The sequence below is a fragment of the Variovorax sp. 10N432 genome (genome assembly GCF_056394465.1).
This window is the reverse complement of the sequence record NZ_JBFTHX010000006.1, coordinates 189155-202438: the sequence shown is the minus strand read 5'-3', so window position 1 is coordinate 202438 and position 13284 is coordinate 189155. Positions and strand designations below refer to the sequence as shown.

The following is a 13284-nucleotide window of genomic DNA, read 5'->3' as shown; positions in this document are numbered from 1 at the left end:
CGAGGCGAAAGGGAGTGGGGCGATTGGCCCGGGCCAACGCCCTTCCAGCCTCAGCGACCTGCCCGGACGCGCCGTGCGCGCGTCCGCCGATGCGACCTGAAGAATCGGAGCATTTCTTCGCTGGCGGCAGGGCCGAGTGGATCGGCGCAGGATCCGGCCTTGTCGCCTCCGGACCATGCATGACCCGCTTCATGCAGCGTCCAGTGCTCGCCGCACACGCAGCCGTCCGTGCCGAGATAGTCGACACGTGTGACGCGCCGGCCGTCGGAACCGAGTTGCTCCACAGACTTGCTCGCGCAGCCCCTTCCAACGGATGCCTCGATGACCTGCACCCCGTTCAACGGACTGACCACCATATCCTTGTCGCCGTGAAAGACGATCGTCGGGACCCGGCTCGGCGCAACGTCGGCGCGCGCGTTGCCCCGCATCGCAGCCAGGCCCGAGGAGAGATCGCGCGCCGCGCGCGCAGGCAGGCCCGAGTGAACGCCGACCGCGGCGAAGACATCAGGAAACAGTTCACCAAGCAAGGCCGCCATGGCGCCGCCAGCGGACAGGCCCGCGACGTAGATGCGATCGGGATCGATCTGCCGGTCCCGCGCGACTTCCAGCGTCAGCGCAGCGATTCGGGCGGGCTCGCCACTGGCGCGTGTCTGATGGGCAACATCGAACCAGTTCCAGCAGCGATGCGCGTTCTGGCGCGGACTCTGGGCAGGATAGAGAACGACGAAACCGTCTCGCTCGGCGGCAGTGTTCATCGCCGTTCCGGCGGCGAAGTCTTCCGGGTCCTGCCCCGCGCCATGGAGCATCACCACCATGGGCGCTCCGGTTCGGGGAGCGCTGGCCGGGACGAAGAGGCCATGGCCATCCTGCCGCTCGGTCATCGGAGAAAAGACGGACGTCCCCCCGGGCGCGGGTGCGATGAACGACGCGCCCAACTCGAAGGCCGAGTCGAACCAGGCAACGAAGGGATTGAACGCCAGGAAATCTCTTTGCATGGAAGCCATCGGGCCAGATGCGCGGCGGCGCCCGGTGATCTCATGTCGCCGACACGGGTAGGCGCATGCGCCGCGGCGTGCCTCGACGAAGGACCGGCCATCCAGGATGCCGAAGGCGCCTCATGATCGAACCCGTCGAACCCCGGATGCATGCGGATGCGGAGGGCGTCGTGCACATCGGCTGCGCCGGCTGGAGCCTGCCCGGCGCTGTCCGCGACCGTTTCGACGCAGCCGAATCACAGCTGGCGCGCTATGCCACCCGCTTCAATGCCGTCGAGATCAACAGCTCGTTCCACAGGCCGCACCGCCGACAGACCTACGAGCGCTGGTCGTCCAGCACGCCCGCCACCTTTGCTTTCAGCGTGAAGGTTCCCAAGACTGTCACCCACGACTCGCGACTGGCCTCCGCCGCACTGCCGCTCTTCGAAGCATTTCTCGATGAAGCGCAAGGGCTGGGCGCGAAGCTGCGATGGCTGCTCGTGCAGCTGCCGCCCAGCCTCGCCTTCGAAGCACGGCTTGTCGATCGTTTCGCGAGCCGGATGCGCCGACGATTCGACGGCGCGGTCGCGGTCGAGCCACGCCACGCAAGCTGGTTCACGCCCGAGGCGGACGCCCTGCTGGCGAGATTCGAGTTCGCGCGCGTGCTGGCCGACCCCGTTCGCCACGATCCGGGCGTCGCCCCTGGCGGATGGCACGAAACCATCTATCTCCGGCTTCATGGCTCGCCCCGGGTGTACTGGTCCCGATACGACGATGCCCTGCTGGCAGCGCTCGCGTTGCGCCTGCGCGAGGCCGCGAGCGCCGCCAGGCACTGCTGGTGTATCTTCGACAACACCGCCGGTGGCGCGGCGGTGGGGGACGCGCTTCGGCTCAAAGCCGCCTTGGAGCAGCCTCCGAATCCGGCTCTTTCTTGAACAGCCCCAGCAGGCTGCCAGCAGATTCGCATCATGAACAAACCCCAAGTCGGCGATTTGGACGCACGTCGGGATTCTTTCGTCCGTGTGCGCGGCGCGCGTGAACACAATTTGAAGAGCGTGGACGTCGACGTGCCGCGAGATGCGCTGGTCGTGTTCAGCGGCGTATCCGGCTCGGGAAAATCCTCCCTCGCCTTCGGGACGCTCTATGCGGAAGCGCAGCGGCGCTACCTCGAATCGGTAGCGCCCTACGCGCGCCGCTTGATCGACCAGGCCGGCGCGCCGGACTTCGATTCGATCACGGGACTGCCACCAGCCGTGGCATTGCAGCAGCAACGCGGCACACCCGGCAGCCGCTCGTCCGTCGGCAGCGTGACGACGATCTCCAGTTCGCTGCGCATGCTCTATTCCCGAGCCGGCACCTATCCGCCGCGCCAGCCGATGCTGTTCGCGGAAGATTTCTCGCCCAACACGGTGCAGGGCGCGTGCCCCACCTGTCACGGACTCGGTCTGACCTACGAGGTGACGGAACGCTCGATGGTGCCGGACGACTCGCTCACCATCCGCCAGCGCGCCGTCGCCGCATGGCCGCCGGCATGGCATGGGCAGAACCTGCGCGACATCCTCGTGACGCTGGGCCACGACGTCGACACGCCGTGGCGTGACCTGCCCAAGAAGGTGCGCAACTGGATCCTGTTCACCGAGGAACAGCCAACCGTTCCCGTCTACGCCGGCTTCACGCCGGCCGAGACTCGGGCCGCATTGCGCAGCAGGATGGAGCCGAGCTACCAGGGCACGTTCACCGGCGCGCGCAGGTACGTGCTCCACACCTTTGCGACCACCCGCAGCGAACTCATGAAGAAGCGCGTGGCGCGCTTCATGGCGCCCAGCATTTGTCCGGACTGCAAAGGGCGGCGACTGAAGCGCGAGTCGCTGTCCGTGACCTTTGCCGGCCACGACATCGGCGCGCTGTCGGCCATGCCCCTCGCGGACCTGGCGCGAGTGCTGGAGCCCGCAGCAAGCGGCTTCTTCTCGAAAGCCACCGATGCGACGGTCCTGACCCGTGCCGCAGCCAGGCGCGACACGGCCAGGCGCGTGGCGGCCGGCGGGTCGGCCCATCTTGCCGCCCCCGATGTGCGCCGGACGCCGGCCCTTTCGGAAGAAAAGAGAATCGCGGCCCAACGTATCGCCCACGACGTCCTCGAACGTGTCGCCACGCTGCTCGACCTCGGGCTCGGCTATCTCTCGCTCGACCGCATCGCGCCGACGCTGTCACCCGGGGAGCTCCAGAGATTGCGGCTGGCCACCCAGATCCGTTCCAACCTCTTCGGCGTGGTCTACGTCCTCGACGAGCCGTCCGCCGGCTTGCACCCGGCCGACGGCGAAGCCCTACTGGCCGCACTGGTCCGCCTCAAGAGCGCCGGGAACTCGCTGTTCGTCGTGGAGCACGATCTCGGCATCATGCGGCGCGCGGACTGGATCGTCGATGTCGGGCCCGACGCCGGAGAACATGGGGGCCGGATCCTGTTCAGCGGCCCGCCCGAAGGCCTGCGCGCGATCGAGGGGTCGCACACGGCGCGCTACCTGTTCGAAACCGACGCGTTGCCGGCCCGAAGGCCGCGAGAGCCGCACGGCTGGCTCGCGCTTTCGCATGTGAGCTGCAACAACCTGGACCACCTCGAAGTCGAGTTCCCGCTCGGTGTTCTCACGGGGGTCACTGGTGTCTCGGGCTCCGGCAAGTCGAGCCTGGTCACGCGCGCGCTGACGGAAATCATTTCGACGCACCTGGGTCACGAGCTGCCGCAGGACGACGACGAAGCCGGCCTCGAATCGACAACCAAGGACCGGGTCAGGGGCCATATCGCCAGCGGCGCGGAATCGCTGCGGCGGCTGGTGCACGTCGACCAGAAGCCGATCGGCCGCACGCCACGGTCGAACCTCGCGACCTATACGGGACTCTTCGATCATGTTCGCAAGCTGTTCGCCGCGACCCCCGCGGCGCGGGCGCGGCGATTCGACGCCGGCCGCTTCTCGTTCAACGTGGCCAAGGGGCGCTGCGACACCTGCGAGGGCGAGGGCTTCGTCAGCGTCGAACTGCTGTTCATGCCCAGCGTTTACGCGCCCTGCCCGACTTGCCACGGCGCACGCTACAACGAGAAGACGCTGGCCATCCGCTGGCGCGGGAAAAACATCGCCGACGTGCTCGGGATGACCGTCGACGAGGCCGTCCGGTTCTTCGACGGCGAGCCCGTGGTCGAACGCCCGCTGCTGTTCCTGCAGGCCATCGGCCTCGGGTACCTGCGCCTGGGCCAGCCCGCCACGGAGCTCTCGGGCGGCGAGGCCCAACGCATCAAGCTCGCCGCCGAACTGCAGCGCGCCCAACGCGGCAACGGGCTCTATGTGCTCGACGAGCCCACCACCGGACTTCACCCCGCCGATGTCGACAAGCTCATGGTGCAACTCAACGGCCTGGTCGACGCGGGCAACACGGTGGTCCTGGTCGAGCACGACATGCGCGTGGTGGCGGGATGCGATTGGGTCATCGACATGGGACCGGGTGCCGGTCACGAAGGCGGACGCATCGTGGTGTCCGGGACGCCGGCAGGCGTGGCGGCTGCGGCGGGAAGCCTCACGGGGCGCTACCTCGCGTCCTTGGTGGGCGCCCGGTCGATCCACGCGCCGAGATTGCCCTGATCGGCGCTTTTGGCGGTGCACCGATGCGACGGTGGGGCGCGCGCCTACGTTGTTGGCAACAAGCTGCCGACACGCGTACTTCCAAGGCGCCATGAAGCTCATGGCTTCGTGACGGGAACCTGGAAAGGAGAGTGCCGTGCCCCCAGAACTGACAGAGACGCCGGACGACTCGCTGGGCTCGATGCCGACGACCAATACGTCGGCGTACGCCAGCCGTTCCGTCCTCTTTACCGCCTTCGACCGCTTCGCTTCGCGGGTCACCCGATGGGCCGGGTCGCCTGTGGCGTTTGCGCTTGCCCTGGCCTCCGTCGTTGTCTGGGCCGCGGTCGGGCACTTGTTCGACTACTCGGAGAACTGGCAGCTCGTCATCAACACGGGCACCACCATCGTCACGTTCCTGATGGTGTTCATGATTCAGCAAAGCCAGAACAAGGACAGCATCGCATTGCACCTGAAGCTCAACGAGCTCCTGGCGGCGAGCAAGCAGGCGAGCAATCGCATGATCGGCATCGAAGACCTGGACGAACAGGACTTGCGGGAGGTCGCGGAGTTCTACGTTCGCCTGGCCGCTCGTGCCAAGGATGGTGGAAGAGGAAAGGAAACGCATTCCATCGATGAAGAAGGAATGCCTACCGATCGTCGCGCTGGCGCGCATCACCCGCGAACTGCCCCAGCCGAGGGTCTTGTCGAGACGTCTTGAGCCTGCCGGAAGGGCCCTGGGCACGCGGCCGACTGCGCCGCTATTGAGGCAGTCGAAATAGCTTTTTGCGCTTCATCGCCTTGTCGATCGGCAGTGGATTTCCTAGAGTCGGCTGGTCTGTTCGCGAAGCAATCTCGCTCGACGACAGGCCCGCAGATGAATGACCCTGGTCCGCTGCCTTCATGCGACAGGAGGCGACGTGTTCCAACTTGGCGTGATCAACAGCTGGCATGGTGTGGGCATGTGGATGGTCTTCAACATGGCCGCTGCCCTGATGCTCGGGTGGTTTGTCGGCTACGAGCGCTATTTCAGCGGGCGCGCCGCGGGCAGCCAGGTCTATTGCCTGGTCTGCGCCACCTCCTGCGCGGTCACCTTGCTGGCCGGCTACCCGACGATGTGGTACTGGGGGAGCGAGACCATCCCGATCGCGGCCGATCCGACGAAGGTCATCGGCGCCGTCCTCACGGGCATCGGGTTTCTGGGCGCGGGCCTGATTGTCAAGAGCGGTCACAACGTGCGTGGACTGACGACCGCGGCATCCATCTGGGGTTCTTCTGCGATCGGCATCCTGGTGGGGGTGGGGTTCTACGTGCCGGCCATTGGATTGACGGCGCTGTTCGTGATCTGCACGGCCGTCGTGCCGCGGATCGAGCAGCGCCTGCCCGCCCACGCGGCGATGACAGGGACATTTCGATTCAGCAAGGGACACAAACCGAGTCCCGAGGAGGTCCATCACTTCCTGGTCAAGCGCGGACTTCAGATCCCTCCCGAGAGCGTCGCCATCAGTTTCGACGGCACCCAATTCGAAATCCAGTGCCTGATCTTCGCGAGCTCGAGCGCGCGAACCAGCGCCCTGAGCACCATAGGGGACGAGCTGTCCCAACTCGCGCATGTCGAGGGATTCACCTTGACGCACTCGAGCCGGGCATGAACGCTCGCGATCCCGGCGTCGCGACACCGATCGGGGAGCGAAGCGGCGCCGCCGCTACCGTGCAAGCCGCGAGAAATCAGGCGCCCGCTTCTGCGCAAATGCGGCGAACGCTTCATGCGCCTCGGGGCTCTTGAGCCGCTCGGTGAACTGTGCGGTTTCCTTTTCCATCTGCGCCGCTGCGGTGGCTTCTGCATGGCGCATCAGGCCTTTCGTGGCCATCAAGGATCCGGCAGCCTGCCTGGCCAGCGCCTGCGCAATTTGCCGAGCCTCCTCATGAAGCTCCGCCGTCGGCACCACCTGGTTGGCGATGCCCCAGGCCAGGGCTTGCGCAGCGGAAATGGGCTTGCCCAGCGCAAACATCTGGAATGCGCGAACGTGCCCGATGCGAGCAGGAAGGAGCAAGCTCGACCCAGCCTCCGGCACGAGGGCAAGGTTGACGAACGGCGTGGACAGAAGGGCATCCTCGGCGAGCAGAACGAGATCGCAGTGGAGCAGCAGGGTCGTCCCCACGCCCACGGCGCGTCCGTTCACCGCGGCCACCACCGGCAAGGAGCAGCCTGCGAGAGCGCGAAGGAATCGGACGACGTGGCGCTCCTGCGGTGAGGTCTCGCCGCTTGCCTCTGCGGCGAATTCGCCCAGATCATTTCCAGCGGTGAACGTGGCGCCTTCGCCTCGAATCAGAACAACTCGAACGGCAGAATTCCCTTCAGCGCCAGCGACGGCATCTGCCATGGCGCCGTACATCGCATTGGTGATTGCATTCATCTTCTCGGGCCGAGCCAGAGTGATGGTCAGAACGCCCTGGGCGGTATCGACGGTTACGTGATCAGTCATGTTCTTATGGTGCTCCGCGTATCGATGTTCATGCTTCATGCGTATTTGCTTGATCAAGAGTGAAGAGAAATCGTGGCCGTGCGAACGCTCGGGGTCGCGAACTCGCGGCCGACCATCGCCCTGGCGAAGAGATAGTTGCGGCGGCCGCGCTCCGAGAGTCCTTCGATGCTCACCCGGCCTTCGGCGTCACACGCGAAAGCGAAGCCGCGCCCCTGGTTGAAGAGGGAGCGGAACCACAACTCGAATCGGCTGGCATGAGCGGCATGCGCGGTGCGGGTGTTCGGACGGAGGGTGGAGGTTGTTTCGGTCACTGCCATCTCCCGGTTGAAGGTCGATGCGCCCAATGTAGTCACCGTCGCATCGCGAACAAAGACGGTCGCGGTCAATGCGCTATTGCTCACAGCGAAACAATGCGGCCGCGCCCGACCCGCACATTTATTGCAGCCGGCGCAATAACGTTCTGTACCGCGCAGGCTTCCGAATCTCGATCTGCAGCCCTACGCTACGAGCAGCCGGTGCCATCGCCCCGGCATTCACGATCCATCCTCGCCATGAGCGCTTTCAACACCCGCGGCGTGATCTACGCGACCAATTGCACCCTGGCGGCGCTGTTGGCCCTGTATGTCGCCTTCAGCGCCGGGCTGCCGAACCCCGGATGGGCATCGTTGACCGTGTTCATCGTGAGCCAACCCTTGGGCGCTGCCTCCGGCTCCGTCGTCTCCCGCGCGCTGTACCGCTCCGCGGGCACGGTGTTCGGGATCATCGCCTCGATGCTGATCCTGCCCACGCTGGTCCAGACGCCCGGGCTGATGATCGCTGCCGTCGGGGCCTGGGTGGGGCTGTGCATCTACGTCTCGCTGCTGGACCGCAGCCCCCGCAGCTATGCCTTCCTGCTGGCCGGCTACACCGTCGCCCTGGTGGGCCTGCCGCTGATCAGCGACGTCTCGCAACTCTTCGACATCGGCGTCGCGCGCATCGAGGAAATCGTCATCGGCGCGTGCAGCGCAGCGCTGGTGCACAGCCTGCTGTTTCCCCGTTCGCTCAAGTCCCAGATGGACGCCAGGCTGGGCGCGATCCTGGCTGACGCACGCGCCTGGATGACCGCCGCACTGTCGCCCGAGGGGTCGACGCCCGCAGAAAAGGCAGCCCGCCGGCGGGTTGCCGCCGACCTCACGGAGTTGCACCAACTCGCCAACGGCCAGCGCTTCGATGCGGATGCGGGCGCGGCGGACAGCCGCATCATGTCGGCGCTCGAAGCGCGCCTGGTCGCCTTGCTGCCCTTGATGTCCGCCGTCGAGGATCGGCTCGGCGCCATCGGCAACGCCATGCCGCCCGCATTGGCGCAGCACGTGGCGGAAGTCCGGCAATGGATCGACCAGGCCACGCAGGGCGACCAGGACCGTGTCGGCCGGCTGGCCGCCGCAGGACAGCAGGCGCTGCCGGCGCCTGGCACCCTGCCGGCGTGGACCGAGATGCTGGCGGCAAGCGCGGTCCAGCGCCTGGCCGAACTCGCGGAAGCCTGGAACGACTGTCTTCATCTCATGCCCTTCATTCGCGACTCGGTCCGCGAGCAGGACCCGCTGACGCAGCGGCTCGCCGACGCACAGGGCCGGCGGCAACTGCACGTCGACCATGGTCTGGCCGCCTACGCCGGCTTGGCGGCCGGTGTGGCGGTGGCCATCGCGGGGGCTGCGGCGATCACCGTCGGCTGGGCGCAGGGCGCGACGATGATCGGCCTGGCGGCCGCCGGCTCTTCCGTCTTCGCCTTCGTCGACGATCCCCGCCCGATGCAGAAGCTGATGGTCGCCTGGTCGCTGATCGCCGCGCCCGTCGCCGCACTCTATGTCTTTGCGATCCTTCCGGCGGTCGACGGCTTCGGTGCCTTCGCGCTGGCCCTGTCGCCGCTCTACTTCGGCACCGCGCTGTTCCTGGCCACACCGCAGCACTGGTTGCGCGCCCTGGGTTTCGCCCTCATCTCGCAGACGCTGCTGGCACTCCAGCCCTCGCTGCGTGCCGACTTCGACAGCTTCATGAACATCGCCATCGGCGCAGTGGCCGGCAGCCTCATCGCGCTCCTGGTGACTTCGCTCATGCGTGTCGTGAGCGCCGAGACCAGCGCGACCCGCATCCTGCGCGCAGGATGGCGCGATCTCGCGGCGCTGGCCGCAGGGCGAACGCCGCCCGGTGCGGACGCATTGGCCAGCCGAATGCTCGACCGCGTCGGCCTGCTGATTCCGCGCCTCGCGCGCGTGGGCGGAGCCTCGGGGCTGGGCCACGCGGATGCGCTCAACGACCTGCGGCTCGGCGTCAATACGGCGACGCTGCGCGAGCTCGCGGGCGGATCCGAAGGCGCCCCCTTCGCACCGGCCGTCGACGCGCTGATGCGGCAGCTCTCGGCGCATTTCGCCAGCCAGGCGCGCAAAGGTCCGGCACAGCCGTCAAGCGCCCTGCTTGCTGCGCTGGACAACACCCTCCGGCAGTTTCTCGCCCTTGGCGGCGGGGCATTGCGCCTCAGGGGCCTGGCCGCGGCGACGGGCCTTCGTCGAGGCTTGTTTCCCGAGGCGCCGCCCCTCGACGACCTGGAGCGCGCGCCGTGCTAGCCGAAATCAGCCTGTTCGGAATCCTCGTCAACGTGGGGCTGGCTTCAGCGGTGATCGCCGGCGCGTTGCTGCTTGCGTTGCGCAAGGTCCTGGCGCGCATCGGCGCGTATCGACTGGTATGGCACCCGGCGCTGGTCGACCTGGCGCTGTTCACGCTCCTGTGGGGCGGCGTCGCCTTCGCCGCGAGTACGCCAGACCTCCGGCTGCTTGCCTTCCTGGGATGAAATCGACATGAAAACCTCGCTCCAAACCATCGGCCGCGTCGTGCTGACGCTGGCCATCGTGGCCGCCGCCATCCTCGTCGGTCATCTTGCATGGGACCACTACCGCGAGGCGCCCTGGACGCGCGACGGCCGGGTGCGCGCGGACGTGATCCAGATCGCACCCGATGTGTCGGGCCTGGTCGAAAGGGTCGCCGTCCACGACAACCAGGCGGTGCACCGGGGCGATGTGTTGTTCACCATCGACCGCGCGCGTCATCAGCTCGCAGTCGAGCAGGCCGAGGCCACGGTGCAGGGGTTGCGCGTGCAGATCGATCAGGCCCGGCGCGAGAACCGTCGGAACATCGCGCTCGGCGACCTGGTGCCTGCCGAGTCCCGGGAGCAAGGCAGCAGCAAGGTGGATCAGCTCAGGGCGAACCTGCAGCAGGCCGCGTCGACGCTGGACACTGCGCGTCTCAACCTGGCCCGCACCGAAGTCAAGGCCCCGGTCGATGGCTGGGTGACCAACCTCGACCTGCGCCCGGGCGCCTACGCGACGGCGGGCCGCCCGGTCTTCGCGCTGGTCGACCAGGACTCGCTGCACGTGCAGGGCTACTTCGAGGAGACCAAGCTCGGCCGCATCCGGGTCGGCGCTCCGGTGCGCGTGCGCATGATCGGTGAGACCCAATGGCTCGATGGCCATGTCGACAGCATCGCGGCCGGCATCGAGGACCGGGAGCGAAGCGGCAGCTCGAACCTGCTCGCCAACGTGAATCCGACCTTCAACTGGGTCCGGCTCGCACAGCGCATACCGGTGCGGGTGCAGCTGGACCACGTACCGCCGGATGCGCGCCTGATCATGGGCCGCACCGCGACCGTCGAGGTGGTCGAGGCGCCGCGCGGCAAGGACGTCAGCGTGGCCAAGGGGTACTGAAATGATCCGTCGATTCTTCATGCTCGTCGCCGCCGCCGTGCTGACGGCCTGTGCCGCCGTAGGGCCGAACTACGAACGTCCGGCCGGCGCGGTCGCCAACAGCCAGGTCGCGAACGGGCCGTTCCTCGGCGCAGGCAATGCCGCCTTCGATCCCGAGCCCGTCCCCGGAGACTGGTGGCGACTCTACGAAAGCGCCACGCTGGACGGGCTGGTGCAGGAAGCCCTGGTCGCCAACACCGACCTCCGCGCCGCGGCGGGGAACATCGAACGCGCCCTCGCCGGCCTGGACTACGCCGACCCTGCCAAGAACCCGACCACCACCCTGCTGGCCACGACCACCTATGGGCGCCGTTCGGCAGAGGAAGAACTCAGGCCCGGCAAGCCTCTGTCGAACAACTTCGTCTACGGCCTGGGCGCCGGCGTGTCTTACCAGGTCGACCTGTTCGGCCAGATCGCGCGGACCATCGAGTCGGCGAACGCAGACACGGGTGCCGCACGCGCGGCCTACGACACCACACGGGTGACGGTCGTCGCCGAGACCACCCGTGCCTTCCTCGACGTCTGCTCGTTCGGACGCGAGATCGCGGTGGCAGAGCGTTCGGTGGCCCTGCAGGAGAAAAGCACCGAACTGACCCGGACCTTGTTCCGGACCGGCCGGGGCAGCACGCTGGACGTCACCCGCGCGTCGGCCCAGACCGACCAGGTGCGCGCGACCCTTCCGGTCCTGAACGCACAGAAGCGGGTGGCGCTCTACCGGCTCGCGGTGCTGACCGGCCACGCGCCCGAAGACTTCCCGCGTGCGGTGCAGTCGTGTGATCAAGAACCGCATCTGGCGCGGCCGATTCCGGTGGGAGACGGCGCCGGCCTGCTGCGTCGCCGCCCCGACATCCGGCGCAGCGAGTACGAACTGCATTCGGCCACTGCGCGCATTGGCGTCGCCACCGCCGATCTCTACCCGAAGATCACGTTGGGCGCATCGATCGGCTCGGTCGGGCTCAACAAGAACTTCCTCGATACCGACACCTTGAAGTTCTCGCTGGGGCCGCTGATCAGCTGGCAGTTTCCCGATCGGTCTCGCATCCAGGCCCGAATCCGCGCGGCGGATGCCGACCAGCAGATTGCCTTCGCCCGCTTCGACGGCACCGTGCTGAACGCGTTGAAGGAAGCAGAGAGTGCACTGGAGACCTACGCCCGCGACCTGGAGCGGCGCGCCCTGCTCGAGGCGGCCCGCGAGAAGGCGAGCCGTGCGGCCGAAGACACGCAACAGCTGTTTGCCCTCGGCAGACAAGGCTTCCTGCCCGTCCTGGATGCGACGCGCACGCTGACCGTCGTCGAGCAATCCGTCGCGGCCGCCGACAGCAAGCTGGCGTCGGACCAGGTCAACGTGTTTCTTGCGCTCGGGGGTGGTTGGGAAGATAGCGGGCGTCCACGTTGATCGCGCATGTTCGACAGCACAGCTTCTTCACGCCGGCACATCATGAAACGCGTCGCCATCCTCATCTTCCCCGGCTTCCAGATCCTGGATCTGGCGGCGATCGCTGCCTTCGAACTTGCCAACGCGTCCCTGGAGCAGCCGTTCTACCAGGTCGCATTGCTGTCCGAAGAGGGTGGCCTGGTCGAGAGTTCGTCGGGGGTGCAGGTCGCGTCGACGCCCCTCGATTCGACGCAGTTCGACACCATCGTGATGACCGGATCATTGGCCCCTCAGCTGACATCGGACAAGCTGCGTCTCTTCCTCGGGTCTCGCCAGCACAGTGCGCGGCGCATCGCGAGCATCTGCACAGGCGCATTCGGCCTCGCCGACGCCGGCTTGCTCGACGGGCGCCTGGCCACCACGCACTGGGCATTCGCCAACGAACTCGAGCAGCGCCATCCACGGGTCAAGCTGCAGGCGGACCGCATCTTCGTCCACGACGGCCCGGTGTGGACGTCCGCGGGCATGACCGCAGGCATCGACCTGATGCTCGCCCTCGTGGAAGACGATCTGGGGGTCGACGTCGCCCGCCTGGTTGCGAAGAAGCTCGTCGTGTATCACCGCCGCGCAGGTGGGCAGTCCCAGTTCTCGGCCTTGCTCGAACTGGAACCGAAATCCGATCGCATCCAGCAGACCCTGGCGCACGCGCGCGCCAATCTGCGCAAGCCGCTGTCTGTCGAGGATCTCGCCGAAGTCGCCCATCTGAGCCCGCGCCAGTTCAGCCGGACCTTCAAGTCCGAAACCGGGCAATCGCCCGCGCACGCCATCGAGAACCTGCGCGTGGAGGCGGCCCGCGTGATGATCGACGCGGGCAATCTGAGTCTCGGAGTCATCGCCGAGGAGGCGGGCTTCGGGGACCCCGAGCGAATGCGCCGGGCCTTCGTTCGATCGCTGGGCCAACCACCGCAAAGCATGCGCAGGATGACCAGGCAAAGCGTTGCCGTGCGCGCCGAGGGCCGGTTTTCTGGCGCTCACGCCGTGACATGAATACGGGTCCGGACGACATCG

General features: G+C 67.2%; 12 protein-coding genes. 9 read left to right on the top strand and 3 right to left on the bottom strand.

All coding sequences use genetic code 11. The features are described from left to right. Nucleotides 1-50: 50 nt before the first annotated feature. Nucleotides 51-1004 (bottom strand): extracellular catalytic domain type 1 short-chain-length polyhydroxyalkanoate depolymerase, encoded by a 954-nt coding sequence (locus tag AC1DF3_RS10060; RefSeq protein ID WP_478139548.1) that lies wholly within the window; start codon nucleotides 1002-1004, stop codon nucleotides 51-53. A gap of 113 nt (nucleotides 1005-1117) precedes the next feature. Here AC1DF3_RS10060 and AC1DF3_RS10055 point away from each other — a divergent pair, with 113 nt between their 5' ends. From AC1DF3_RS10055 to AC1DF3_RS10040, 4 genes are all read left to right on the top strand, one after another. Next, a complete protein-coding gene (locus AC1DF3_RS10055) occupies nucleotides 1118-1909 on the top strand; it encodes a DUF72 domain-containing protein (protein ID WP_478139547.1) in 792 nt (263 codons plus the stop codon). Nucleotides 1910-1942: 33 nt separating this feature from the next. Beyond that, nucleotides 1943-4603 (top strand): excinuclease ABC subunit UvrA, encoded by a 2661-nt coding sequence (locus AC1DF3_RS10050; protein ID WP_478139546.1) that lies wholly within the window; start codon nucleotides 1943-1945, stop codon nucleotides 4601-4603. A gap of 181 nt (nucleotides 4604-4784) precedes the next feature. After that, nucleotides 4785-5303, top strand: a complete 519-nt coding sequence (locus AC1DF3_RS10045; protein WP_286531330.1) for a low affinity iron permease family protein — start codon at nucleotides 4785-4787, stop codon at nucleotides 5301-5303. Between the two features lie 160 nt (nucleotides 5304-5463). Further along, the gene (locus tag AC1DF3_RS10040; RefSeq protein WP_478139545.1) at nucleotides 5464-6234 is read left to right on the top strand and encodes an MgtC/SapB family protein; all 771 of its coding nucleotides are present in this window, start codon (nucleotides 5464-5466) and stop codon (nucleotides 6232-6234) included. Nucleotides 6235-6288: 54 nt separating this feature from the next. Here the strand turns inward: AC1DF3_RS10040 and AC1DF3_RS10035 are convergent, their stop codons facing one another. Continuing rightward, entirely contained in the window at nucleotides 6289-7068 is a 780-nt protein-coding gene (locus AC1DF3_RS10035) for an enoyl-CoA hydratase-related protein (protein ID WP_478139588.1), read from the bottom strand. A 53-nt stretch (nucleotides 7069-7121) separates the two neighbouring features. Continuing rightward, nucleotides 7122-7454: a hypothetical protein gene (locus tag AC1DF3_RS10030; RefSeq protein WP_478139544.1), complete on the bottom strand. Its 333-nt coding sequence runs from the start codon at nucleotides 7452-7454 to the stop codon at nucleotides 7122-7124. Between the two features lie 165 nt (nucleotides 7455-7619). Between AC1DF3_RS10030 and AC1DF3_RS10025 the strand changes: the two genes are divergently transcribed. From AC1DF3_RS10025 to AC1DF3_RS10005, 5 genes are read left to right on the top strand one after another with little or no spacing between them, the layout of a single operon-like run. Next, a complete protein-coding gene (locus AC1DF3_RS10025; protein ID WP_478139543.1) occupies nucleotides 7620-9668 on the top strand; it encodes an FUSC family protein in 2049 nt (682 codons plus the stop codon). Then, nucleotides 9662-9892 (top strand): DUF1656 domain-containing protein, encoded by a 231-nt coding sequence (locus AC1DF3_RS10020; protein ID WP_478139542.1) that lies wholly within the window; start codon nucleotides 9662-9664, stop codon nucleotides 9890-9892. The genes AC1DF3_RS10025 and AC1DF3_RS10020 overlap by 7 nt, the downstream gene beginning before the upstream one ends. Nucleotides 9893-9899: 7 nt before the next feature. After that, nucleotides 9900-10802 (top strand): efflux RND transporter periplasmic adaptor subunit, encoded by a 903-nt coding sequence (locus tag AC1DF3_RS10015; protein ID WP_301810401.1) that lies wholly within the window; start codon nucleotides 9900-9902, stop codon nucleotides 10800-10802. A 19-nt stretch (nucleotides 10803-10821) separates the two neighbouring features. After that, nucleotides 10822-12237, top strand: a complete 1416-nt coding sequence (locus AC1DF3_RS10010; protein ID WP_478139541.1) for a TolC family protein — start codon at nucleotides 10822-10824, stop codon at nucleotides 12235-12237. A 42-nt stretch (nucleotides 12238-12279) separates the two neighbouring features. Next, complete coding sequence (locus AC1DF3_RS10005) at nucleotides 12280-13263, top strand: GlxA family transcriptional regulator (RefSeq protein ID WP_478139587.1); 984 nt, start codon at nucleotides 12280-12282, stop codon at nucleotides 13261-13263. Nucleotides 13264-13284 lie beyond the last annotated feature (21 nt).

Excerpts from the sequence above, each read along its gene's own strand:
- AC1DF3_RS10050 (WP_478139546.1), top strand. The coding sequence starts at position 1,943 with ATGAACAAACCCCAAGTCGGCGATTTGGACGCACGTCGGGATTCTTTC.
- AC1DF3_RS10035 (WP_478139588.1), bottom strand. The coding sequence starts at position 7,068 with ATGACTGATCACGTAACCGTCGATACCGCCCAGGGCGTTCTGACCATC.
- AC1DF3_RS10045 (WP_286531330.1), top strand. The coding sequence starts at position 4,785 with ATGCCGACGACCAATACGTCGGCGTACGCCAGCCGTTCCGTCCTCTTT.
- AC1DF3_RS10040 (WP_478139545.1), top strand. The coding sequence starts at position 5,464 with ATGACCCTGGTCCGCTGCCTTCATGCGACAGGAGGCGACGTGTTCCAA.
- AC1DF3_RS10060 (WP_478139548.1), bottom strand. The coding sequence starts at position 1,004 with ATGGCTTCCATGCAAAGAGATTTCCTGGCGTTCAATCCCTTCGTTGCC.
- AC1DF3_RS10055 (WP_478139547.1), top strand. The coding sequence starts at position 1,118 with ATGATCGAACCCGTCGAACCCCGGATGCATGCGGATGCGGAGGGCGTC.
- AC1DF3_RS10010 (WP_478139541.1), top strand. The coding sequence starts at position 10,822 with ATGCTCGTCGCCGCCGCCGTGCTGACGGCCTGTGCCGCCGTAGGGCCG.
- AC1DF3_RS10005 (WP_478139587.1), top strand. The coding sequence starts at position 12,280 with ATGAAACGCGTCGCCATCCTCATCTTCCCCGGCTTCCAGATCCTGGAT.
- AC1DF3_RS10015 (WP_301810401.1), top strand. The coding sequence starts at position 9,900 with ATGAAAACCTCGCTCCAAACCATCGGCCGCGTCGTGCTGACGCTGGCC.
- AC1DF3_RS10025 (WP_478139543.1), top strand. The coding sequence starts at position 7,620 with ATGAGCGCTTTCAACACCCGCGGCGTGATCTACGCGACCAATTGCACC.